This window comes from Thauera sp. AutoDN2 (genome assembly GCF_051280715.1).
In the GTDB taxonomy this organism is placed as follows: Bacteria; Pseudomonadota; Gammaproteobacteria; order Burkholderiales; family Rhodocyclaceae; genus Thauera.
This window is the reverse complement of the sequence record NZ_JBNCAR010000017.1, coordinates 47,360-70,336: the sequence shown is the minus strand read 5'-3', so window position 1 is coordinate 70,336 and position 22,977 is coordinate 47,360. Positions and strand designations below refer to the sequence as shown.

Annotated in this window: 17 protein-coding genes and 1 tRNA gene; 4 read left to right on the top strand and 14 right to left on the bottom strand. The window is 68.5% G+C overall.

The features are described from left to right. Positions 1–234: 234 nt before the first annotated feature. The 3 genes from ACPT9U_RS10875 to ACPT9U_RS10865 all read right to left on the bottom strand — a co-directional run bounded on the left by ACPT9U_RS10875 (position 235) and on the right by ACPT9U_RS10865 (position 4,964). Positions 235–1,575 carry a hypothetical protein gene (locus tag ACPT9U_RS10875; RefSeq protein WP_435750943.1) on the bottom strand — a complete coding sequence of 447 codons (1,341 nt, stop codon included), beginning with the start codon at positions 1,573–1,575 and terminating at the stop codon, positions 235–237. An 85-nt stretch (positions 1,576–1,660) separates the two neighbouring features. Then, on the bottom strand, positions 1,661–3,604 hold the full coding sequence (locus tag ACPT9U_RS10870) for a CHASE2 domain-containing protein (RefSeq protein WP_435750942.1): 1,944 nt from the start codon (positions 3,602–3,604) through the stop codon (positions 1,661–1,663). A 4-nt stretch (positions 3,605–3,608) separates the two neighbouring features. After that, positions 3,609–4,964 (bottom strand): FecR family protein, encoded by a 1,356-nt coding sequence (locus ACPT9U_RS10865; RefSeq protein ID WP_435750941.1) that lies wholly within the window; start codon positions 4,962–4,964, stop codon positions 3,609–3,611. 195 nt (positions 4,965–5,159) lie between these two features. On the opposite strand from ACPT9U_RS10865, the gene ACPT9U_RS10860 reads away from it, so the two are divergent. Continuing rightward, a complete protein-coding gene (locus ACPT9U_RS10860) occupies positions 5,160–5,834 on the top strand; it encodes a Crp/Fnr family transcriptional regulator (RefSeq protein ID WP_435750940.1) in 675 nt (224 codons plus the stop codon). Positions 5,835–5,840: 6 nt separating this feature from the next. On the opposite strand, the gene ACPT9U_RS10855 is transcribed toward ACPT9U_RS10860, so the two are convergent. Both ACPT9U_RS10855 and ACPT9U_RS10850 read right to left on the bottom strand, forming a co-directional pair. After that, positions 5,841–6,881 carry an acyltransferase family protein gene (locus ACPT9U_RS10855; RefSeq protein ID WP_435750939.1) on the bottom strand — a complete coding sequence of 347 codons (1,041 nt, stop codon included), beginning with the start codon at positions 6,879–6,881 and terminating at the stop codon, positions 5,841–5,843. Then, complete coding sequence (locus tag ACPT9U_RS10850; RefSeq protein WP_435750938.1) at positions 6,878–9,631, bottom strand: glycosyltransferase family 2 protein; 2,754 nt, start codon at positions 9,629–9,631, stop codon at positions 6,878–6,880. The genes ACPT9U_RS10855 and ACPT9U_RS10850 overlap by 4 nt, the downstream gene beginning before the upstream one ends. Before the next feature lie 280 nt (positions 9,632–9,911). Between ACPT9U_RS10850 and ACPT9U_RS10845 the strand changes: the two genes are divergently transcribed. Together ACPT9U_RS10845 and ACPT9U_RS10840 are read left to right on the top strand one after the other, a co-directional pair. Beyond that, positions 9,912–11,027 carry an acyltransferase family protein gene (locus ACPT9U_RS10845; RefSeq protein ID WP_435750937.1) on the top strand — a complete coding sequence of 372 codons (1,116 nt, stop codon included), beginning with the start codon at positions 9,912–9,914 and terminating at the stop codon, positions 11,025–11,027. Continuing rightward, positions 11,024–13,132, top strand: coding sequence for a serine hydrolase domain-containing protein (locus tag ACPT9U_RS10840; protein ID WP_435750936.1), 2,109 nt, complete (start codon positions 11,024–11,026; stop codon positions 13,130–13,132). Before ACPT9U_RS10845 ends, ACPT9U_RS10840 begins: the two co-directional genes overlap by 4 nt. A 21-nt stretch (positions 13,133–13,153) precedes the next feature. On the opposite strand, the gene ACPT9U_RS10835 is transcribed toward ACPT9U_RS10840, so the two are convergent. The 7 genes from ACPT9U_RS10835 to ACPT9U_RS10805 are packed head-to-tail and all read right to left on the bottom strand — an operon-like array spanning position 13,154 to position 20,136. Further along, positions 13,154–14,017, bottom strand: coding sequence for a PIG-L deacetylase family protein (locus ACPT9U_RS10835; protein ID WP_435750935.1), 864 nt, complete (start codon positions 14,015–14,017; stop codon positions 13,154–13,156). Positions 14,018–14,030: 13 nt separating this feature from the next. Next, a complete protein-coding gene (locus ACPT9U_RS10830) occupies positions 14,031–15,113 on the bottom strand; it encodes a glycosyltransferase family 2 protein (RefSeq protein WP_435750934.1) in 1,083 nt (360 codons plus the stop codon). After that, on the bottom strand, positions 15,110–16,009 hold the full coding sequence (locus ACPT9U_RS10825) for a hypothetical protein (RefSeq protein WP_435750933.1): 900 nt from the start codon (positions 16,007–16,009) through the stop codon (positions 15,110–15,112). Before ACPT9U_RS10825 ends, ACPT9U_RS10830 begins: the two co-directional genes overlap by 4 nt. A 9-nt stretch (positions 16,010–16,018) precedes the next feature. Then, complete coding sequence (locus tag ACPT9U_RS10820) at positions 16,019–17,086, bottom strand: glycosyltransferase family 4 protein (RefSeq protein WP_435750932.1); 1,068 nt, start codon at positions 17,084–17,086, stop codon at positions 16,019–16,021. Positions 17,087–17,094: 8 nt separating this feature from the next. Beyond that, the gene (locus ACPT9U_RS10815) at positions 17,095–18,075 is read right to left on the bottom strand and encodes a hypothetical protein (RefSeq protein ID WP_435750931.1); all 981 of its coding nucleotides are present in this window, start codon (positions 18,073–18,075) and stop codon (positions 17,095–17,097) included. Continuing rightward, entirely contained in the window at positions 18,072–19,340 is a 1,269-nt protein-coding gene (locus ACPT9U_RS10810; protein ID WP_435750930.1) for an ABC transporter ATP-binding protein, read from the bottom strand. The genes ACPT9U_RS10815 and ACPT9U_RS10810 overlap by 4 nt, the downstream gene beginning before the upstream one ends. Beyond that, positions 19,330–20,136: an ABC transporter permease gene (locus ACPT9U_RS10805; protein ID WP_435750929.1), complete on the bottom strand. Its 807-nt coding sequence runs from the start codon at positions 20,134–20,136 to the stop codon at positions 19,330–19,332. The genes ACPT9U_RS10810 and ACPT9U_RS10805 overlap by 11 nt, the downstream gene beginning before the upstream one ends. Before the next feature lie 441 nt (positions 20,137–20,577). On the opposite strand from ACPT9U_RS10805, the gene ACPT9U_RS10800 reads away from it, so the two are divergent. After that, positions 20,578–20,652, top strand: a tRNA-Thr gene (locus ACPT9U_RS10800). Between the two features lie 32 nt (positions 20,653–20,684). Here ACPT9U_RS10800 and ACPT9U_RS10795 read toward each other — a convergent pair. Beyond that, the gene (locus ACPT9U_RS10795; RefSeq protein WP_435750928.1) at positions 20,685–21,887 is read right to left on the bottom strand and encodes a trypsin-like serine protease; all 1,203 of its coding nucleotides are present in this window, start codon (positions 21,885–21,887) and stop codon (positions 20,685–20,687) included. Between the two features lie 118 nt (positions 21,888–22,005). Then, the gene (gene fcl / locus ACPT9U_RS10790; protein WP_435750927.1) at positions 22,006–22,977 is read right to left on the bottom strand and encodes a GDP-L-fucose synthase; all 972 of its coding nucleotides are present in this window, start codon (positions 22,975–22,977) and stop codon (positions 22,006–22,008) included.

The following is a 22,977-nucleotide window of genomic DNA, read 5'->3' as shown; positions in this document are numbered from 1 at the left end:
GCGGATTCCTCCGGAGTATGGTTAAGTCGTTCTCGCAAAACAACTTTCTCATATTTCCGGCCGCGATGCGCCTCCTATCTGTGAGAAATGCGGGCTAGTGGTTTATGAACTTCGCGCCTGGCACGGCCCCGAAGATTCGGAACGGAGTTTAGCCGGGTCGCGCGGTTCGGGTGTGACCGCAATCACATGAACGGCCGCGAAGCGTGAAAAAGTCACGCTTGCGCGTACGCCAGGTCAATAGCGATGACGGACGCCGAAGTATAGCCCATGGTTCTGCAGGGCGAAGAGGGCCAGGTTGGCGCGCTGGCGGAAGTGCTCGACGGCGAGCACGGCCTCCCAGTGCGGCGCGAGGGGTCGGGCAAGCTCGAGCCGCAGCGCCTGGCGAAGGATCTCGCGGGCCTCGCCCTCGTTGAGCAGCAGGCTGTAGCCTTCGCGGTCGAGCACTTGGCCCAGGCTAGCGCTCGCTTCGGCACGGTAGTCAGTACCTTGCCAGGTGGCGCTCCATTGCAGCTCCAGCCAGCGCTGCGCGCCGCCGGGGCGGTCTGTGCGCAGCGGTTTGTCGATGGCGGCGCGCAGGTCAAGATCGGTGCGCCAGGCGCCGTTTACGCACATCAGCCCCGCGCGCAAGCCGAGCTGTTTGCCGCCGAGTTGCGGGGCGCCGGGATAGTCTCGGCGGGCCGTGTCGAGCCCCAGCCGGGGGCGACAGGGCGCACCCAGCCACTGGCGTTGGGCGGCGAGTCGGGTCTCGGCGAGAAGGTGGCGGCCGCCGAAGCGCTGTTCGAGGCGGGCGAGTTGGAGGCTGGTTTCTTGGTTGTTGCGCCGATGCAACAGATAGGCGTCGAAATTGCCGAGCAGGTAGTCGCTGTCGCTGCCGGTGGTGTCGCGCAGGCGCAGGTGTCCGCGCAGAAAGAGGCTCCAGTCGTCGCCCAGCGGACGCAGGGCCTGCACTTCGGCGCTGGTCTGCGCGGCCATGCCTGCGCGCGGGCGCTGCGAGGCGGCGATGGGTAGCTCGATGCTACCCTCGGGCGGGGTGAGCAGGATGGTGTCGGCAGCGGGGCCGCCGTTGAGGTTGCGTTCCCAGCCGAACTGTGCGGCGAGTTCGATGCGGCGCTGCCAAGGCGTGGCGGCGTCGGTGCCGGCCTGGCGCCAGTGGCGCAGGCGCGCCTCGAGATGGCGGCGGGCGGCGGCGGGGAGGTCGGGCAGGCGCAGCAGGCTGGTGGCGAGCTCGCTGGCGGCCTCGAGGTCGCCGAGCGCGGCGAGGGCGTCGGCGTAGTCGATTCGCGCACCCGCCAGAAGGGGGTCGAGGAGCAGCGCGCGTTCGAGGTTTTCAGCGGCTTCTGCTACGCGGCCCAGCTCGAGCAGCAGCGCGCCGCGCTGGGCGTGCCAGACGGCATCGTGGGCGCAGGCCTGGGCGTGGGCGTCGAGGCGGTGCAGGGCTGCGGCGCGGTCATCGAGCTCGTCGAGCAGGGTGGCCGGAAGCGGGGGGCAGGCTGCCCGGGCCGGCGGTGCGGCCAGGAGGGCCGCCCACAGGACGAAGGTGGCGGCCCGCAGGGCGAGAGCGCAGAGAAATCTCATCCGCAAGTAAACATCGGCCGCCCTCCTGTGTGGGAGAGCGGCACAGTGTGGCTGGGGCGGAGGCGGGGCCTCCGGACGTTGGTGGTCAGGCGACCAGGCGGATGCGGGCCGTCTTGGGCGCGTGCTCGGCGCGCGCCGCCGGAGCCGGAATATACAGGGTCCGGGGGATCTGCAGGCCTTCGAGGAGGAAATCGCCCACGCAAGTGAGGCGCGCATCGGGCAGGCGCGCGGCAGCGCCCGGGCCGACGACCACCGCGGCGGCGAGCTCGGCGCTCATCGCCTGCAGGCGCGACGCGATGCTGACGGTTTCGCCGAGCGCGGTGTGGGTGCGGCGATCGGCGGCGCCGACCGAGCCGACCAGGGCCTTGCCGGTTTCCAGCCCCATGCCGAGCGCCAGCGGCTCGAGCCCGGGCGGCGCCTCGGCGGGCAGCAGGGCAGCAACCTCGGCGTCGAGCTCATAGGCGGCGGCGAGCGCGTGGCGCGGGTGCTCGGGGCAGACCGTGGGCGCGTTCCAGATGGCCATGACGGCGTCGCCGGTGAATTCTTCGATGATGCCGCCGTGGCGGGTGACGACGCGCTGCGCGGTGGTGAAGAAGGCGTGCAGCACGGCCGCGGCCTCTTCGGGGGGGCGGGCTTCGCAGTACGCCGAGAAATTGCGCAGGTCGGCGAAAAGCACGCTGATCTCGCGACGCTCGGCCTCGATGGTGCCGACCGGCTCGTGCAGGGCGATCTGCGCGGCGACCTGGCGGGGCAGGTAGCTGGCGAGGTTCTGGTACAGGCGCTGGCGCTCGACGCGGGTGCGGGCGAACTCGGCGCTGGCGAGCCCCAGGCCGGCAAGCGCGGCGAACACCGCCGGCACCATCCAGCCCACCCAGAGGCCGGCCTCGAGCAGCAGCACGGCGTGCAGTCCGTAGGCGAGCGCGGCGAGGGCGAGGCCGGCGGTCGGCAGCACCACGACGTGCAGGCGCTGCTGCCGCGACGCCAGCCACAGCAGCGCGAGCGCCCCGAGGGCGCAGAACAGCACCTGGAACAGCGCGGCGCCGCGCGGCGCGTAGGGCAGACGCTGGTCGAGCAGGCCGGCGAGCAGGCGGGCGTGCACCTCGACGCCGGCGGTGTTTCCGTCGAGTGGGGTGGCCACGGTGTCGCCGAGCCCGAAAGCGGTGGCGCCCACCAGCACGATGGCACCGTCGAGCAGTTCGCGCGGGCTACGGCCGGCGAGGATGTCGGCGACCGGCGTGGCGCTGAGCGCGGCGCGCGGCAGCGTGAAGGCGAGGCGGGTGGTGCCGTCGCGGTCGAGCGGCAGGCGCAGGCCTTGTCCGGGTAGCGCGAGCCAGGCGTGGGGCGCGAGCAGTCCGCGGCCTTCGTGGTATTCGAGTGTGAGCGCCTGCCCGGGGACGAGGCTGGCGAGGCCGGCGAGGGCGAGGGCGGGATAGGCGTGCTGCTGGTGGCAGAGGACGGGGGCGATGCGGCGCACGGTGCCGTCACCGTCGAGCATGGGGCTGATGTGCCCTGCCTGGCGGGCGAGCGCGGGCGTATTGCCGATGTAGCCGCCGGCTACCGGGAAGCGTCCGTCGCAGATCTGACCGGCGACCGCGCCGGAGAGGCTGGCCACGCGGTTGGCATCCGCGCCGGGGGAGAAAAGCTGGCCGACATGCACCGGATGGCGGACCAGGGCCGCGGCCAGGGCCTCGTCGCCGGGGCGCGCTTCGGGGAAGACGACGTCGAGCAACTGGGTGCGCGCACCATAGCCGGCGAGCGCGTCGACGAGCGCGGCCATGCGCTCGCGCGGCCACGGCCAGGGGCCGAGCTCGGCCAGGCTCTTTTCGTCGATCTCGGCGATGACGATGCGGCGTTCGGCGGTGTCGGCCAGGGAGCTGGCCGATTGCCAGAGCGGATCGGCGCTGCGCTCCTCGAGCGCGGAAAAAAGGCCCGTAGCGCCTGCGGCGAGGGCGACGGTGGCTGCCAGGGCCACGGCGAACAGGCGAAGGCGGCGGGGGTGGAGCAGGGACTCGGGAAGGGCGGATCGCATGGGTTCAGCGCTTCCAGAGGGTGGTGCCGGAGAGGACACCCTGCGGCACGACCTTGTCGAACAGGTAGCCGGCCTCGGTGCCGTCCATGGTGACCGCGCCGGCGACCAGCCCGTCGGGTCTGTTCACGAAGAAGGTGCCGTTGCTGGTGATGCCGCCGGCGGATTCGACCTTCACCGCGCCGGTGAGCGCATGCGAGACATCGAGGTGGGTGGCGAAGCTGCGCTGGGCGAAGTCCACGTCGAGACGGCCGCCGTGCACCGTTCCGGCCGAGGTGGCGCCGTTGCCCTGGACCAGTGCCACCTGCCCGGCGGCCAGCCCGAAGCCGACCTGGCCGAGGTGGGCGGGGAGGGGGCGGGTGTCATCGGGGCGGCGGTAGAGGTTGACGTAGTTGTTGCCGATGGTGATGCGTCGCCCCTCGCGCGCTTCGGCGACCGCGGTGCTGAGCTGGTCGCCCTCCCGCGCGTTGGCCCAGCGCCCCCAGCGCAATTGGGTGACGTCGGCAGGTTGGGTGCCGGGGGCGGAGGTTACTGACGGCTCCGGTTGTGCGGGCGTTGGCGGCTGTGGAGGGGGGCGAGAGGGGTGTTTCAGGTCGCCGGGTTCGAAAGGGGCGGCGATGGCGGCTTCGGCCGCGATCGGTGAGGTCTTTCGTGTGTCGGGCTCCTGCGGGGCGGCAGGCGTGAAGTGGTCGGGCGAGGAGCCGTCGATGGGCACGAGCGCGGGTGCCTGCAGGCCCTTGAGCTCGAGCAACACACGGCCCATGGCGTCGGACAGTTCGCGCGCGCTTCCGCCGCTACATGGCCCGAGTGTGTGCGCGGTGCAGTCTGCGCCGAGCGGAGCGACCACGATGGTGCCTTCGTTTACCAAAGCGCGCACGCCCTCGCCACCCGCCTGCACGACGAAGTCGGTGCCGCGAACGCCGATGGCGGCGAGTGGGGTGTTGAGGCGGAAGCGGTCCTTTTGTTCACGGGCGGCGGTGCCGGTGATGGAGCGCACCACGCCTTCGTCGAGCCGCAGGCGGATGGCCGTGGCGCCAGGGACGGTTTCGTACTGCTCGATTAAGAAGCGCGAGCCCGGGCGCACGCTGAGGTAGCCCCCATCGACCATGCGCAGATGCACATGGCCCGAGGAGCCGGTCTCGATTCGCTCGCCCGCGACCACGCTGCCACCGGCTTCGGCCGCACGCACGGCGCCGGCGGCGTCGATGATCCGGACCTGGCCGATGACGAAGCTGATCTCGCCGGGACCGCTTGAAAGGGCGGTGGCCGGCGCCGCGATGCACAGAAGAAGCAGCATGCGGGCAAGGCGGCTGGGGAGCGCTGGCCGCGGATGCGCGAGGGCGGGCTGTGTGATCGGCTTCATGGTGGCGGATACGGCACTCGGGAGAGCGTTTGATAATATCGGGGTGTCTGCTGTCGGTGTGTGAGCGTGATCACATGGGCTGCAGTGCCTTGCTCGCTAGTAGCGGATGGTGGGCAGTCTTTTTGCGTCCCGACTTGCTGTGCTCCTTGTGCCCTCCGGGCGAGGTTGTCCCGATAGATGCCTGTCGATGCCGGTTTGCTGAAACAGATCCCCTTGTTGCGCGATTTCCCGCAGGATGCTCTCACGGGGCTGGCCTCGGGCGCGCTCGAGCGCAAGGTGGTGAGGCGCGAGGTGGTGGTCAAGCGGGGCGATGCCTTGCAGTTCTTCCCCTTTCTGCTCGACGGCCGGCTACAGGGGGTCGATTTCACCCTGGACGGCCGCGAGGTCGGGCTCTATTTCGTGGGGCCGGGGGAGTTCTTCGGCGAGATGGCGGTGATCGACCGCCTGCCGATGGCAGAGACGGTGATCGCGTTGTCGCCATCGAGCTTGCTGCTGTTCCCCAAAGAGCAGGCGCGCGCGCTGATGTTCGCTACCCCGCAGGTGGCCGAGAAGGTGGCGCTGCGCTTGGCCGGTCGGCTGCGCGAGGTGGGTGGTCAGCGCCTTCTGCTGGCGCTCGCCAACCCGATGCAGCGGGTGTGCGCGCAGTTGCTGCGCTTGGCCGAGGCGGGCCCTGAGCGCAGTGCATCAGGGGTGCGGTGCATCCCGGCCTCGCCGACGCACCAGGAGATCGCGATCATGATCAATTCGAGCCGTGAAACCGTCACGCGTGCCTTCCAGCAACTGCAGAACCAGGAGATCCTGCGGCGCGACGGCAGCCAGTTGCTGATCCTCAGGCCGGAGTCGCTCGAGGAACTGGCAGCGGGTGACTGAGCCCGCTCAGTTCGCCCACCGTCGTGTCAGCGCGCCGCCCAGGGCGATGCAGCGCTTTTCGACGAGGTGCCACGAGGCGAGGCCGAGCAGCAGCGTGACCCCCAGCGACAACAACTGGTTGGCGACTACGCCGTGGGCGGCGAAATGGTGGGCCATGACTTGCTGGACCGGGAAGCCCCACAGGTAGACGCCGTACGAGATGTCGGCCTTCGGACGTAGCCTCAGGGCGGTGGCCGTGGTCGCAATCTGGACGATGCTGAGGAAGAGCGCGGCGTAGAAAAAGTAGAAGTTGTGGGCGGAGTGGCGGAACAGGTAGTACAGCAGCCAAGCGCCAAGGATGCATCGGGCGTCGACCCGGATGTGGTCCTTGTACAAGGCCATGATCGCGCCTAAGGCGAAGCAGGGGGGGAGCAGCTTCAGTTCGGGTGCGCCGAGCCAGGTGAACAGGAGCCTGTTGCCCACCAGTGGGTCGAGCGCGATGAGCAGGAAGATGCCCAGTGCGAGGAGGCGCGACTTCAGCACGCCGAGCATGAAGAGGCCGAGGAGCACGATATATGCGCCGACCTCAAGCGGAATGCTCCATAAAGATCCGTTGACTGCGCCTTTGTAGGGGTTGTCCTCGAACACGCCGGGCAGCATGAACTGGATGTTCATGAGTGCATTGCGGCGGATGTACTTGAAGGTGTCGGAATGGCTGAAGTAATCGCTCAGCGCCAGGTTCGTCATCAATGGGCCGAGGATCAGCGCGCTCGCGGTGACCACCACCAGGAAGGCCGGCCAGATGCGGAAGACGCGCGCGATGACGAAGCGCAGGGGGTCGCCCTTTTCGATCAGGCTGTTGGTGACGACCAGGCCGCTGAGAAAGAAGAAGATCTTCACCGCGAGCGAGCCCGAATAGTCGAAGCCGAGCGTGCTGCCGACGAGATCCCGCGTGCTTCCACCCGGCGCCAGCGCGAAGGCGTGCCCGTAGATCACCATGCAGGCGGCGATCAGGCGGAAGAGGTCGAGATTGTTGTTGTCGCGCTGGAGCGCGGCGGCGAGCTTCATGCGGAGAGTGGCTGCTTTTCGAGGAGGGACTTGAGCTGTTCGCGGCTGAGGGCGTCGAGGCCGTTTTCGCGCCAGATGTACTCGTCGCGGATGATCTTGCCGTTCTCGCGGTAGAAGGAGGCGACGCTGATCAGCATCTTCCTGGGGTCGTAGCGGCTCTGCAGGTAGCGCTCTTTCATGTCGACTTCCTTGCGGAACATGTAGTGCTCGTGCCACACCCAGGAGCCCGGACTGTTGAGCAGGCGCTTGCCTTCGCGGCGCAGGGCCATGGAGACTCCTGCGTCCTCGAAGACGTTGGGGTAGCCGCCATGCAGGTGCCGGACCGGGTTTTCGAGGAAAAGCGTGGCGCCGATCGGCGACCAGTCGATCTCGCGGAATTCGGCGGTGGCGAGGTCGTCGATGCTGGCTTCCTGGTCGTGCAACTTGAGATCGATGAGTTCTTCGTCGATGGGGGCAATGTAGCCGCCGGAGAACTGGAGCCGGCGGTTGGGGAATACCACGCGACAGCAAACGGCGCCGACGTCGGGGAGGGCGCGGGCGCGAACGAGGAGTTCCTCGAGCCAGCCGGGTTCGGCGATCTCGTCGTTGTCGAAGACGATGAACCAGTCACCCTTGGCGAGCTTGAGCGCTTCGCGCCGACCGGCGGCCGGGCCCAGGTTGGTGTCGTTGTAGAACACCCGCAGGCCGGGGAAGCGACCTTCGATGCGGGTCTTGATGAAGTCGACCGTCTCGGGGTCGGAGCCGTTGTCGAACAGGATGATCTCGTGCGGCACGCGCACGGTCTCCTGGAGGCTTTGCAGTGCCTCCAGGGTCTGACGCTGCTTGCCGAAGGACAGCATGATGATCGACAGGAACTTGTCGAAGTGGCCGTTGCGGATGTCCTGGCGGGTGCGCGCCTCGTTCTGGATCGTCTCGGTGGACCACTGCTGGTGGGTGTTCATCCGCTCGGTGGCTTGGCGGTCGTGGATGCGGTGGTGGTAAACGAAGGCAGGCAGGTGCAGGAAGGCGCTACTGGGGTAGTGAAAGGCGATCCGCATCAGCATGTCGTAGTCCTGCGCGGAGTCGAAGCGCGGATCGAAGAGGCCGACCTTTGTGAAGGCATCGCGGCGGATGACCTTGAAGTGGGTGGCGTACATGCGCTCGAGGTTTTCGGCGAAGTAGTCGTGGCGCGGCAGGTGCTCGAAGGAGATGCGGTTGATCTCCTTGCCTTCGGCGTCCATGTTGATGCGGCCGGTGTGCAGGTACACGATGCCGGGGTTCCACGCTGCGACGCAGCGCTCGACCGCATCCGGCGTCAGGTGGTCGTCGCAGTCGAGAAAGCCGATCAATTGGCCGCGACTGGCTACCAGCGCCCTGTTTTGGGTGCGGGAGATGCCGAGGTTGTTTTCGTTGTAGATGACCTTGAGCCGCGGGTGGCCTTCGAGGCGGTGGAGGATCTCGCGCACGCGGGCGTCGGGTGAGGCGTCGTCGACGACGACGACCTCGACGTGCGGGTAGGTTTGGACGAGGGCGCTGGTGATGCAGTCCTCGATGTAGTCGGCGTGGTTGTAGACCGGAATGACGATGCTGACGAGGAGTTCGCTTGGCGTGGTGGAGAGGGGCTCGGCGGGGATGGGCTCCTCGTGGCGCAGGAAGCCACGCAGCCGCTGCTTTACGCCGAAGGGCACGGCGGCGATGAGGGGGCGCAGGGCGTCCTGGCGGTAGGTCCACAGCGCGGCACGCCAAGCTGCGCTGCGTGCCTGACGAACGGCGACGCGGGCAGCGGACTTGCCGCTGCGCAGCGGGGCGGTGAGCCGCCACGATAGCGAGGCGGTGACCCATTCGAAGCGCTGGCGCCAGTCTTCAGCGTCGCGCTGGGCGCCGGAGATGTCGTGCTGCAGGGCTTCCATGCGCTGGGTTTGGACCAGGATCTGCTGCTGCTGGGCTTCCATGCGCTGGGTTTGGACCAGGATCTGCTGCTGCTGGGCCTCGTCGTGTCGGTTGGCCTGGGTGAGTAACTGGGCGAGCAGGCGGCTGCGCGCGACGAGTTGCTGTAGTTGAGCGGGGCTCCAGCGCGGCCCCCATTTCGCCAGCAACTGGCGCAGGGCTTCGATCGAGCGTGTCTCTTCGGCAGCGACGCCGAGGCCGGATTCGCCGTGGATGCGGTAGCGTGCACTGATCGCGTCGACGTGGCTGAACGTGCCGAGGTTTGCGATCTGCAGCCAGAAGTCCCAGTCTTCGTAGAGGTCGAAGGCCTCGTCGAAGCGGCAGCCGGCCTCGACCGCCCGCTTGCGGAAGAGCAGCGCGTGGATCGGGATGGTGTTCTCGACCATCAGGCGGGCGGGGTCGTAAGGTTCGTTGTAGGTGCGCACCGTCTCGGTGCGGCCGTCCTCGCGCACGCGCACGCAATCCACCCCGGCATACGCGGCGATGGCCTCGGGTTCGGCCTGCAGGCGCTCGACGAGGCGGCCGATGTGTTCCGGCTCGAGCCAGTCGTCGTCGTCGAGCAGGAGCAGGAACTCGCCGTGGGCGCGCTCGAGGCCCAGATTGGCGGCGGCGCTGCGCGCCAGGTGCCGGCCGGCGCTTTCGAGCCTGAGCGGGAAGCGACCGCACTTGGGCTCAAGGGCACGGTGGCCGGCGCCGAGGGCGTCGATGACGAGGACTTCGATCGCAGGCCAGGTCTGCAGGGCGACCGAGCGCAGGGCTTCGTCGAGTTCGACGCGGTCGGTGCTGCGGATGAGGATGGAAACGAGCAGGGGGGGGGGCGACATGGTCGTCATGAGCGGGCCTGGCGTCGGTGGGATCGCGGAATGAGGCGGCGGACCGCCGAGCTGCCGGCGGTTGCGGCCCCGATGAGGCGAACCGAGGTTTTTGCGAGGCCGCGAGTTTAGCAAAGCCGCGGCTATTCGACTGTGCTACCTGCGTGTGCGGTACCGGGTGGGAGGGCGCCGGGCGCGCTGGAGCAGGCGTGATAGGATGCCGCACTCCTCGCGGGCACAGGCGCGGGCCGCATGGCGCGCGAGGCCGACGAATGGTCCTGGGTCCTGATTGATGACGTTCGAGAAAATGCAGACCTTGCCCCGGCGGCCGGTGGGCGGGGCGACGGTTGCGGCGCGCGTGTCCGGCAACGAGTGGTCGGTCGAGCTCCTGCGCGGCCTCGCTGCACTGATGGTGATGTACGCGCATTACTATGCGCTGGCCGGGCTCGACCGGAACCTGTTCGCCTTCTTCTTCACCGGGGTCGACCTCTTCTTCGTGATCAGCGGCTTCGTGTTCGCGCCCTACTTCTTCGGCAAGGGGCTGGCGTGGCGGGCCTTCCTGATCCGGCGGGTGTTCCGGATCTATCCGCTCTACGTCGCGGCCCTGTGCCTGTACGCCCTGCAGCGCTGGGTGTCCGGGCAGGAGGTCGATCATTTCCTGACCCATCTGTTCTTTCTGCATACCACGCAGACGCGCGAGATCGCCTTCCATTTCAATCCGGCGTTCTGGAGCCTGCCGCCGGAGGTGGAGTTCTACCTGGCCTTGCCGCTGCTGTGCGCCCTGTTCGCCGGGGTACGCGGGGTGGCGCGGCTGTGGGTGCTCGCCCTGGCGGCGCATCTCGTGCTGGTGTGGGGAATGGGCGAGGCGGGGGGGCGCGGCCGTGCGGTGCTCGAGATCGTGCTTCTTCATCTGCCGGGGCTGCTGGTCGAGTTCGCCCTCGGTATCGTGGCCTGGCGGGCGGTGGCGGCGCGGCCGGGCACCGTGCCGCGGCTGCTGCTGGCGGTGGCCGGGGTGGCCTTGTGGTGGGGTTTGGCGCGGATCTACCGCGACGGCGGGGATGCGGCCATCGACGCCACCTGGTGGCTGCATGGCAACCTCGGGGTGTGGGCGGCGACGGCCTATGCGGCGATGCTGACCGCGGTGGTGGGCTGGGTGGCCGAGCCGCCGGCGTGGCTGCGTTGGTTCGCGATCGGCCTGGGCAACCTGAGCTTCGGGGTGTATCTCTTTCATAACCTGATGCCATCGGTTTTCGCATCGTGGCGTGATGGCTTGCCGGGCGCGGTGTTCGCGCTGTGTTGCGTAACGGCGACGCTCGGCCTGGCGTGGGCGATGCATCGTTACTTCGAGGGGCCGGCACGGGAGTTCGGTCGTGCGCTGGCGGCGCGCAGCGGGGGGCGGGCGCCATGAGCGAGCAACGAGAGTTGCCACGCAACCCCGCGCGGCGCCGGTTGCTGATGCTGTCTGGGTGCGCGGGGCTGGCCGCATTGCTGCCGCCAGCAGGCATGGTGGGCGCGGCGCCGCGTGCCGGCGGCTTGCCGGCGACGGTCGAGGAGGCGCGCAGGCGCATCCGCAGCGCGATGGAGCTGCATCGGATGTCGGCCTTGTCGGTGGCCCTGGTGGATGGCGGCCGGATCGTGTGGCAGGAGGGGTTCGGCCGCATCGACCGCGCCGGGACGGTGCCGGGACTGCATACCTTGTTTGCGGTCGGGTCGATCAGCAAGGTGGTGGCGGCGCTCGCGGTGATGCGCCTGGTGGATCGCGGGCGGGTGGGGCTGGATGACCCGCTGGTACGCCACGTGCGTGGTTTCCGGATGGCCTCGCCCGGCCATGAGCGGGTGACGCTGCGGATGCTGCTGGCGCACTCGGCGGGCTTTCCGGGCACCGATTCGCGCGGGCTGTTCACCACCCGGCCGGTCGAGGGCTATGCGGAGCAGGTGCTGCGGACGCTGGCAGGCCAGCGGCTGAAGCATGCGCCGGGCGAGATGTCGGTGTACTGCAACGACGGGTTCACGCTGGTTGAACTGCTGGTGGCGGCGGTCGATGGGCGCCCGTATGCGCGCTTTGTCGAGGAAGAGATCCTCGCGCCCCTGGGGATGGCCGACAGCGTGTTCCCGCGGCAGCCCCTGGCGGCGGGGGTGTTTGCGCCGGTGTTGCTGGGCGACGCGCCCGAGGTGGCGGAATATGTCAACGGGCAGGCGGCCGGCGGGCTGTATGCCTCCGCGGGCGATATGGCTCGCCTGGCCCTGCTGTTCATCGGCAATGGCACGGTGGAGGGGCGCCGGCTCTTATCGGAGGCGGCGATGCACGAGCTGTGTGGCGCGCAGACGGCATATATGGACTTTCACCCCTTGCCGGCTCCGGATGTGGGGTTGGGGTGGGACGGTGTGCGCCAGCAGGGGCTCGCGGCGGCTGGCTATCGTGCGTTGCACAAAAACGGGCAGACGATCTTCTATGGCAGCCAGTTGACCGTGCTGCCGGAGCAGGGCCTGGCGGTGGCGCTGACGGGCACCTCCCCGGCCTATGGGCCGGAGGACCTGGCCGAGCGCATCCTGCTGCACGCGCTCGCGGAGCGGGCTGGCGCGCCGAGGTTCGCGCCGTCGCTGAAGAGCCCGGTCGACGCTGGGGGAGCGGTCCGAGGCGAAGCCAGAGCGGGGCGTCTCGAGCGGGCCGTGGGCGTGTATGCCTTCAACTATGGGCTGCTGCGTGTAAACCCAGCGGAGGCGGGGGGGCTGTCCCTGGAACGCTATGAGCAAGGGGCGTGGCGTGTACTGGAGCCTCGCCTCCTGCCGGCGGGCGACGGTCGCTGGGAGGGCGGCGAGGGGAGGGCGTATCGACTGCTGTCTCGCGCCGGGCGCGACTACCTCGTGCGGCGGAGTCCGCGTGCGGAGGGATTGCATGCGGTGGAGGAGCTGATTGCCGAACGGGTGGCGCGCGCGGCGCCGCTGTCGGCGGCTTGGCGCGCGCGCCTGGGGCGGCGCTGGCTATGCGTGAACGAGGATCCCGACTCGATCCTGCTCGAGATGGCGGGGCCGGTGTTCGCCGTGCATGGCCTGGAGGATGTGCCCGGTCACGTGTTGGCGCATTACAAGGGTGGCGTCGTGCAGGTGGCCCGCGTGGCGACCGATCTGCGGGCAGAGATGACGATCCGCCTGCCCGGGCCCGCGGGGGCGAACATCGACGACGTGGTGTTTGAGCCCCGCGGCGGCGAGGAATGGCTGCGCTTCGGTGGCCTGCTGCATCGTCCGCTGGAAGGGCTGGCGGTGATGGAGGCGGGGCGCACGGGGCTGGAGCTGCCGGGCGAGGCGCACGGAACCTGGGTGCGGCTGCAAGGGCCGACAGCGCTGCGCCTGAGCGGGGCGAGCCGATGGAAGCTGTTCGATGCCGGATTCCGGTATCTGGAGGGCGGGGCGGGGGACGGCAGGGTGCGGCTGGCGGCGGGCGGAGAAGGCGCGCATCTGCTGGCCTACGGCCTGCCCGGCAGATTGCTGCGCCTGGAGCCGGCCGGAGTGTGAATCTGCAGCGGGCCGGGGGCTTCAGTCGCCGCGGGGGCGCGAAACGAGGCGCTTGAGCGCGCGGAGCGGGCGGGTGATCCGCCACGACGTCGAGCGCAGCAGTTCGTCGCGTTCGCGGGTGAGCCGGTCGATGGTCTGGCGCAGTTCGGCTGCCTCGGCTTCGGGCGTGGCAGGGGGCGCGAACGGGCTGCCGAGCCGGTGCAGCTCCTGTTCGAGCAGGGTGGGCCTGCCCTGGGCGAGGCTGCCGGCGGGATAGTACTCGTAGGCTTCGGCGGCTTCGACCGTTGCGGGCAGGGTGTAGGTGCGAAAGGTGTTGAGCGCGGCGAGGTGGCGGTCGTAGCGCTGCAGGGCGAGCTGGGTCGGGAAGCAGGCCATGGCGGCGCGCTTGCGCTCGAGGACCGGGCCGATGTCGAGTAGCAGGTTGGGGCGCAGGGGCGCGCTCACCTCGTAGGCCATCCAGTCTACCCGGCCGTGCTGGCGCACGGCGGCCAGGGCGGCTTCGGCGAGGCCGCGGTGGTCGGGGTGGTTTTCCCACAGCGAGGGGGTGTACAGCAGGCTCGCGCCGGTCGTGGCCACTGCGTCGAAGACGCGCGCGACCAGCTCAGGGGTGTTGCGCAGGTGGCGGTCGGGGATGTGCCAGCATTGCGGCGGCTGTGCGCCGAGGACGCGGGCGGCGGCGGCGCTTTCGGCGAGGCGGACGGCGGCGTCGCCCGCGGCGTCGCCGGCGGTGGCCAGCACGATGTGCACTTCGGCGCCGGCGGCGAGATGGAGTGCGATGGCACCGCCACAGCCGAAAACTTCGTCGTCGGGGTGCGGGGCGAGGACGAGGATCTTGCGGCCGGGTGGCAAGGGGCCGGGCGTGTAGGGGATCAGGGTGTGTTCCATGGGCGTTCTCGAATCAGCCTTGCCACGACCAACTGCGGGCGTGGCGGAGTCGGGGGGCGGCCGCGGCGAGGCGGATGTGGTAGCGCGCGCCGGTGAAGCGTTGCCAGCACTCGGCCGGGATCTCGGCGCAGGCGCCGGTTCCGAGCCGTCCCATGGCGGGCACGAAATCCGCTGCCGGGCTGACTTCGAGCAGCCAGCCGGATTGCAGTTCGGGGGGGACCTCGAGCCGGATCGGTTGCCCCGCCTGCACCGCAAGTTCGGGCGCCTGCGGCCAGAAGGGGTGGGCGCGACGCTCGAGCCGGGCGCTCAGCCATGCCCGCCAGTGACCAGCGATGTGGCGCGCGTGGTAGGCGGGCCAGCCGCGGGCCATGAGGGCGTCCTTGCCGGGGTGGTGGTCGTAGTGGTGCACCGCGTGGGCGTCGGGGAGGACGTACAGTTTGTATCCGGCGCGCTGCAGGCGCTGCATGAGGTCGGAGTCCTCCCAGTACATGAAGAAATCTTCGTCGAAGAGGCCACCCGCGCGTTCGAGCGCACTGCGCCTGAGCAGGACGTGGCCGCCGGACAAGGCCTGCACGCGCACTGGGTCGCGCGCAGTCCAGAGCGCGAGCGCGCGGCGGCGGAAGGCGATCGAGTGGCGCAGGCGCAGGCGCGGGTGCAGATGCGCGATCGCGCGTCGCAGGTGGTTGGCGAGCGAGGGGAAGGTGCTCGGCGGGAGCATGAAGCTGCCGGCTTCGTCCCAGAAGGTGAGTGGTCCGACCGCGCCGGCGCGGGGGTTGGCGTCGAGGCCGTGGGCGAGCGCGGAGAGCGCTCCGGCTTGCAGGCGTGCGTCGGGGTTGAGCAGCAGGATCGCATCGCCGGCGGCATGCCCGAAGGCCGTGTTGCAGGCGGCCGCGAAGCCGGTGTTGGCAGGGTTGCGGATGAGGGTGACGCGGGCGTCGAGCAGGGAGCGCAGGTGGGCGAACTCGGTTTCGCTTTCGCTGTTGTCGACGACGATGACCTCGGGCGCCGTGGGGAGGTCTTGAGCGAGGATGGATGCGACCGCGCCGGCGAGCAGTTCGGCGGAGTGGTAGTTGACCAGGAGGGCCGAGAGCTTCACGGGGCGGGCTCCTCGTATTGCTCGATGATCGGCAATGCCATCCATTGCCATGGGGTGAGGCGGACTGCGCGGGTCAGGCTGTCGGCGTAGCCCTGCAGGGTGGCGGCGACGGATGAAGTGGGCAGCGGGGCTTCGATCGCAAGCTGCGCGTGGCCGCGGTGCTCGAGGTCGATGCGGCTCCACACCGACACGAAGCGGGCGCCGTATTTGTGGCCGAGCTCGAAGAGACGGGCGGGCAGGGTCGCGGGGCGGTCGAACAGGGTCACCGACTGGCGACCCGCTGCGAACAGGCGGCGGGGCAGGTCGGGAAGCACGAGGATGATGCCGCCTTGCTTGCATACGGCAATCACGCGCTTGTCCATCCAGCCGGCGAAGTCGGTGTAGAGATAGCGACCGTCGATGCGGCGGCCGGTGCTCCAGTAGTTGAAGCGTTCGAAGGCCTGGCGGGGGCGTGGATTGGCCGCGCTAGTGTCGACCGTGCGGGCCACTGGGTGCACGGCCATCCCCGCGCGGGCAAGGGCGACCGCGATGGTGTAGAAGCTGCCGAAGTGGCCGGTGAGCAGGATGAGGGGGCCGGCCTGGAGGCGGGCTTCGCGCAGGGTCTCGAGGCCGTCGATCGCGATCGCAGGAGCGCCGGGCCGCAGCACCCTGTGGGCGTCGGCCTCTCGCTCGATCTTGACGCGTTGTGCGTTGGCGCAGGCGGTGTCGAGTGCGGCCTCGGTGGCGTCCGGACCCCATAGCCAGCGCAAGGCGTGCCGGGTCGGGGCGACATCGTTGGCGTGGAAGGCGCGCATGCGGGCGAGGGTTCCCTGGTGCGCGAGCCCGTGCGCCCAGCGCGGCAGGTCGAGGAAGTAGTGGCGCCAGGCAGCCAGGTCGGCAGGGGAGGTCATCAGCATGCGTTTCGGTCAGGGGGTGGGGGCGGCGAGTGCGCCGCGCAGTGCGGTCTCGATCCGCCGGGCGACGGTGGCGCCGGCGTAGCGCTCGCGCACGACCCGGGGGCCGCGTTCCTGGAGGTGGCGGCGCAGGGCGTTGTCGTCCATCACCCTGGCGAGCGCCTGCGCCAAGCTGGCGGGTCGGCCCGGGTCGGCGAAGACCGCGTAGTCGGATTCGGGGGCGAAGCGGGTGAAGGATGCGATGCGGGTGGCTACGCAGGCAAGGCCACAGGCGAGAGCCTCGGCTAGAGGCAGGCCGAAGCCCTCGCCTTCGAGGGAGGGGGCAACCAGGATGTCGGCGGACAGGAGGAGGTCGCGCATGGCCGCAGGAGCGATCGACTGGTGGTACTCGTCCACCGTGGTGATGGCAGCCTCTTCTGCCGTCAGTGCGACCGTGGAGGCGCGCAGCAGATGCAGCCGCCGTCCCTCCCGGCGCAGTTGCGCCACGGCGTGCAGCGCGTCGCCGATGGCCTTCACGTCCACGCCGAACTGGCCGACCACGAGGACCCGCCAGGGGTGACCGAGCAGCCGGCGCAGGGCGCGCCGCCAGGGTAGCCGGGGCGGGCGGAAGAGTTCGATGTCGACGATCTGGCCGATGTCGATGACGGGGAAGGTGGCGGTGCCGTAGCGCTGGTGCAGGCGCTCCTTTAGCCAGGGGCCGACGGTCAGCTTGGGGATCGGCGTGCGGTAGGCCGCTTCGATGCGGGGGAGGAGCCCGGCGTATTCGCGGATGTCGCCTTCATAGCCCTGGCAGAGGTGCGCGACCACGCGTGCGCCGATCTGGAGGGCGGGCTGGACCGTGGTCCAGAAGGTGGCGATGACGGCGTCGGGAAATTCTCCAGTGGCGAAGGGCGCATCGAGTTGGGGGAGGTAGCGCACCCGGAGCGGATGGGGGTACCAGTCGTGCGTGCCCATCACGGCGCGGATCTCGACGTGGTGGCCGAGTTGGCCGAGGAAGCGCGCCTGGTCGAACACGATCCGCACGCCACCGCATAGTTCGGTCGACATCAGCAGGTAGCAGATGCGCAGAGGGGCGGACATGCGGGACGTCAGCGGTAGTCGGTGTCGCCGCTGGTCAGCCACCAACGGCGGTTGAAGCGTTCGAGCACCCACGCCGGGCCCAGCGGGTTGGCCATGATGCGGAACTCGAGCGGCGCGGACGACTGCGCGAGGGGGGCGAAGCGTTCGGCGTGACTCGATGCGAGCCACAGGGTGAGGCGGGTCCCGGCGGTGGCGCCAAGCCAGTGGCGGGCCGCGGTAAGCAGACGCGGAATCCGCGGTAACGGGGCGATGATGTCCATCAGTTCGCGCTCTGCGCCGGAGCCTTTGACGAACAGCACGCCGAGCGTGCGGCGGAGCCAGCGGCTGCGCACGACCAGGCAGGTGTAGTGGTTCTCGGGGTGTTCGAAATAGCGCCAGCGCAGGTAGGCGGCGTCGCGCACGCCCACGAGGCCGTCCTGCAGGTCGGCGGCCATGGCCGTCCATAGGCGGTCGAGCCGGCGGGCGGCCTGCGGGCCGAGTTCGTGCAGGGTGTCGATGCGATCGCTGCTTGCGTAGGCCGGGAGCGCGTCGAAGCCGAGGGCATGGACCTGGTCGATCTGTGCGAATACGCCGAGGCGCTCGCCGAGGCGCATCGCGCGTTCGCTCGGGAAACCGAAGGCGAGGGCGTCCGGGTTGCGCTCGTCGGGCAGTTCGGCCAGCAGGCGGCGGATCAGGCGGGCGAAGGGGGAGTGTTCGCGCGCGAGTCCGCCCGGCTTGTGGGGACTCGCCATCAGGTCCCCGAGCTGTGCGATGCGGCGGAGCTGGCCGCCGGCCAGGGCGCGGCGGTAGAAGACGCCGCAATGCACCAGCAGGTCGCCGTCGGCATCCCAGGCGCCCCAGGACCGTCCGTGGCCCTCGCCGTACTTCCAGCGCACCATTTCCGGGCCGATGTCGACCTTGAACACCTCGCGGAAGAGTGGGCGGATGCGCTCCTCCGCGCCGGGCGCGGCCGCATCGATGCGCAGGGCGTCGGGAAGCGCGGCGGTCATGCTGTTGTCGCGGGCGCCTGCCAGTGGCGCTCGATGAAGACGAGACCCTGCTCGATGCCCGCCTGCATGACCTCGAAGCGGACGCAGTGAGGAGCGTGGTCGTAGATGTGCATCATGCGCTCGCAGCCGAGGAAGAGGCTCATGCTGTATTCGCCGCGCATCAGGGGCAGCTTGGGCAGAATGAGTTCGACGCTGGCGCTGCCGTCGGGGGCGCGCTCGATTGGCACGCCGTCGTACAGGCTGCCGGCGCTCGTGACCGACAGCCCCGCGTTGGTTTCGATGCCGAAGGCCAGGGTGGGCGGGGGGAGGGCTGGATCGGAGCAGAAATCGATGCGCACCCGCAGGGTGGATTCGCCCGATCGCAGGCACAGGTGATCGCCGTGTGTATCGTCGCTGCGGGCGCTGATGTGGGCGAAGCGGGCCTGCCCGGCCGGTGCCGAAGTGGCGTTTGCGGTTGCCTGCTCGGCGTCGGCAGGCGTGGCGGCGGCTGCGGCGTCGGTGCTGGTGGCGATGTGGGTGTCGGTGTCGAGGAGCAAGGCCGTGTTAAACGCCTGGGTGACCTTGCCCGGCGCGTCCCACATCCGTATCGCGCCATGGTCGAGCCAGAGCGCCCGATTGCAGATGGCCTCGATGTGGTACATGGAATGCGAGCAGAAGAGGATGGTCGCTCCACGCTCCTTGAGCTGCATGATGCGGTCGAAGGACTTGCGCGCGAACTCTCCGTCGCCCACCGACAGGGCTTCGTCGACCACTAGGATGTCGGGCTCGACAGAGGTCGCGATGGCGAACGCAAGGCGCACATACATGCCGCTGGAGTAGGTCTTTACGGGCTCGTCGATGAAGCGGCCGATTCCGGAAAAGGCCACGATTTCGTCGAAGCGGGCTTCGATCTCGGGGCGTGCGAGGCCGAGGATGGCGGCGTTGAGGAAGACGTTCTCGCGCCCGCTGAAGTCCGGGTTGAAGCCGGCGCCCAGTTCGAGGAGGGCCGCGATGCGGCCATTGACCTCGACGCTGCCGGTGGAGGGCGTCAGCGTCCCGCAGACCAACTGCAGCAGCGTGGACTTGCCTGCGCCGTTGCGGCCGACGAGGCCGAGCACTTCGCCGCGATGCAACTCGAAGCTGACGTCCTGGAGCGCATGGAAGCTGCGACCGTAGTTGTGTCGGTTGCCGACCAGCAGTTGCTTGAGGCGGTCGAGCGGACGCTCGTAGAGCTGGTAGGTCTTGCCCAGGTGCTGCGCACGGATGGCGATTCCGTCAGAGGACATCAGCGAAGCCCTTTCGCGTGGCCTGGAAGAAAAGCCCGGCCAGCCATGCGAATACGCAGGCCGCCAGCGTGTACAGCGCAAGCGCCTCCCATTGAGGCCACTGCGTGTGCAACAGAATCCGGCGGACGTTTTCGATGATCAGCGTCAGCGGATTGAAGAACATCAAGTCACGCATCGGTTCGGACAGGGATTCGAGCGAGTAGAACACCGGGGAGAGGAACATCGACAGGCTGACCACGAAGTTCATGATCTGTCCCACGTCGCGGATGAACACCCCAAGCGCGGAGAAGAGCCAGCCGATGCCGAGAAGGACGGGTAGCAGCGGCAACAGAACGAGGGGCAGTGCGAGCATGGTGGGAGCAAGCGCTCCAGGCTTGATCGCTGCGACGGCTAGGAGCAGCACGGCGGCGCTGAGGAGAAGATGGAACAGGCCGGACAATACCGTCACCCAGGGGAGGATCTCGAGCGGAAAGACGATCTTTTTGACCAGATTCGGTTGGTCGAGAATGAGCCTGGGTGCGCGTGTCGCTACCTCGGCGAAGAGGTTGAAGACCATAAGCCCCGCGAAGATTTGCATCGCGAATTCGACCCCGCCCGACTGCTCGGCGCCGGGCCAGCGTGCCTTGAAAACGCCGACGAAGACAAAAGTGTACACCCCGAGCATCAGGAGTGGCGTGATGAAGGACCAGCCGAGCCCGAGCAGCGAGCCGCGGTAGCGCCCGAGGACCTCGCGGCGGGCGAACTGCAGGGTCAGTGAGCGCTGGGCGAGGGGAAGGAAGAAGGACAGTCTCGGCATTGCTTGGGAAAGATCCCGGCGGGAGGGCGATGCGCTCGAAGGCGGTTGCGCGGGAGGCCACGGTGGAAACTGCGGCGGCCTTCGGGCGTAGGAAGCGGGTGATGATAGCAGAGATGGTTGTTGCATCCGGACTGTGGTCATCGGAACGAAACATACTTCGGTCAAGCGGAGAACCGGGCTGTGCGTGCGCCGGGCGCAGGGGCGGCGGCGCGCGCGAATGCCTATTTTCCATCGATCGTTGGTGCTGCTAGAATGCGAGTCCGTCCGAACTTCGAGAACTCAGTCGGTAAATCTTGGCTGCTAACTCGTAGGTCCGTGGTTCGAGCCCAAGTCGCGGATCCAGCGGGCTGGGCGGCGGCGGCTCAGTGGTAACGCGATACCTTGCCAAGGTATAGGTCGAGAGTTCGAGACGCTTCTGCCGCTCCAGTTTTCCTCCGTATTGCCCATGTGGCTCAGTGGTAGAGCACTCCCTTGGTAAGGGAGAGGTCGGCAGTTCGATCCTGCCCATGGGCACCACTTGCCCCGCCTGCCGGCGCTGCGCTGCGGGTTCAGCCCAGCCAGCCGTCGTCGTCGAGGATGGTACGCACCGCCGTGAGCTTGACCACGCCTATGCCGAAGCTGCCGCCCACCGGGTTGAACACGTCCAGATAGAAATTTTCGTCCGGCTCCGGCGTGGCATTGCCGAGGATCTCTACCGCGATGACCGCCTGGTGTTCGCCCGGGTAGAGGTTCAACGTGCCTTGGACGGCGATGTAGTCGCTGCCTGCGAGGGCAGATCCGTCGCGGGTCGCGTAGTTGACGCCAATGATCTCTTCCGGGGCGTTGCGCACCCCGGTGAACTGCAGAAGAAAATATACAAGCCGGGTGCCGGCGTTGCCTTCGGCGACTTCCTTGATCACGTCCTGGGGCCTGGTCGGTGCATCGGTGTATTCGGCGCGCAGGTTTTGGTCGATCCATTGCTGATAGGCACTCACGCGCTGCCAGGCGCCAATCTCGCCGAAGCTACTGTTGTTGAGATCGTCGACGTCGGGTGTGGTGGTTCCGCGGCTGAGGCTGGCGGTGTAAGTGGCTACGCCGGCGAGCATGCCGTCGATGAAGGCAGGGCCGCCGCTGTCGCCGCTCGCGATCAGCCCTTCATTCGCTCCGTAGCCGAGGTGGGTGCGGCCGAGGAGCTGTCCGAGGGCGTCGTTAGCGCTGAGGCCGTTGTCGAAATCGGCGAGGAGCTGGGTGCCGGCGAGCGGCTTCCAGTTGATGAAGGCGCCCAGCTGCGTTTCGAGCTCTGAAGCTTCGGTGTCGAAGAGGTTAGCAGCCTTCAGACGGGGCGGTGTGGCGCTCTCACTGCTGGTGACGCCCGTGGCGCCTGTGCCGGTGCGGCCGTAACCGGCCAGGGTGAAGGCTTGTCCAACTTCGTTGCGGTCGCGGTAGAGGCCGTAGCGGTCCGCCTCTACAGGGGCGGCGGAGGCGAGCCACACGAGTGCTAGATCGTTGTTGCCCTCTGTGTCGTATCCGGGATGCTGAACGTGCTTCAGCGCGCTTACGGTCTTCGTTTCGGCACCCGTCTCGAAGCTCACGCCGATCGTACCGCTGCGTCCGTCGAACAGATGTGCGGTGGTCATGATGGCCCGCCCGTCGAACAGCACTGCGCCGGTGCCGTAGTAGCCGGCGTAGCTTACCCGGACGACGCCGTCAAAGCCCTCGCCCGCGTATGTGCGGTAGCGCGAGTCGCTGAAGTGGGACGCTGTGGTAACCATACGATCTTGCTCCGAAGTCTCGCCGTGTTGATGTGCGGTCGGCGCATTTGGTCTATGGACGGACAAGCGAGCGCCGATTTCCGCGAAGGGTGTGCTGATGCAGGCGGGGCGCCTTCACTCAGTGCATGCGCGCAGTGTTGAGCTCTCGTAGAAGCCAAAGGTAGGTTTTCTGAAGTCCCTCTTCGAGTGTTTTGCGTGCCTGCCATCCGAGCTGCGCCAGTCGGCTCACATCCATCAGCTTGCGCGGCGTGCCGTCCGGCTTCGTTGTGTCGAACACCAGCTTGCCCTCATAGCCGATCACCTTGACGAGGGTTTCTGCCAGTTCGCGGATTGTCACATCCGTCCCCGTACCGACGTTGATGTGCGAGCGCATCGGCTCGGTCTCACTCGCGTAGCGCTCCTGCGAAATGTTCTGCAGATGCACCACCGCCTCGGCCAGGTCATCCACATGCAGGAACTCCCGCATCGGTGTGCCGCTGCCCCAGATCACCACCTCAGGCGCCTTCGCCAGCTTTGCCTCGTGGATGCGCCGCATCAGCGCGGGGATGACGTGGCTGTTCTCCGGGTGGAAGTTGTCGCCTGGGCCGTAGAGGTTGGTCGGCATGGCGCTGCGGTAGTCGCGGCCGTACTGGCGGTTGTAGCTCTCGCACAGCTTGATGCCGGCGATCTTGGCGATGGCATAGGGCTCGTTGGTGGGCTCGAGCAGGCCGGTGAGCAGCGCCTCTTCCTTCATCGGCTGTTCGGCGAACTTGGGATAGATGCAGGACGAGCCGAGGAACATCAGCTTTTGAACGCCGTGGGTGTGGGCGGCATGGATGATGTTGGCCTCGATCATCAGGTTCTGGTGGATGAACTCGGCCGGGTAGGTGTTGTTGGCGTGGATGCCGCCGACCTTGGCCGCGGCCAGATAGACCTCGTCGATGCGATGGGCGGCGAAGAAGGTATTGACCGCGTGCTGGTCGGTGAGGTCGAGTTCATCGCGCCCGGCGGTGAGGATGTTGGTGCAGCCCATCGCCTGCAGCCGGCGCACGATGGCCGAGCCGACCATGCCGCGATGGCCGGCAACGAAGAGGGTGTCGGTGAGGTTCAT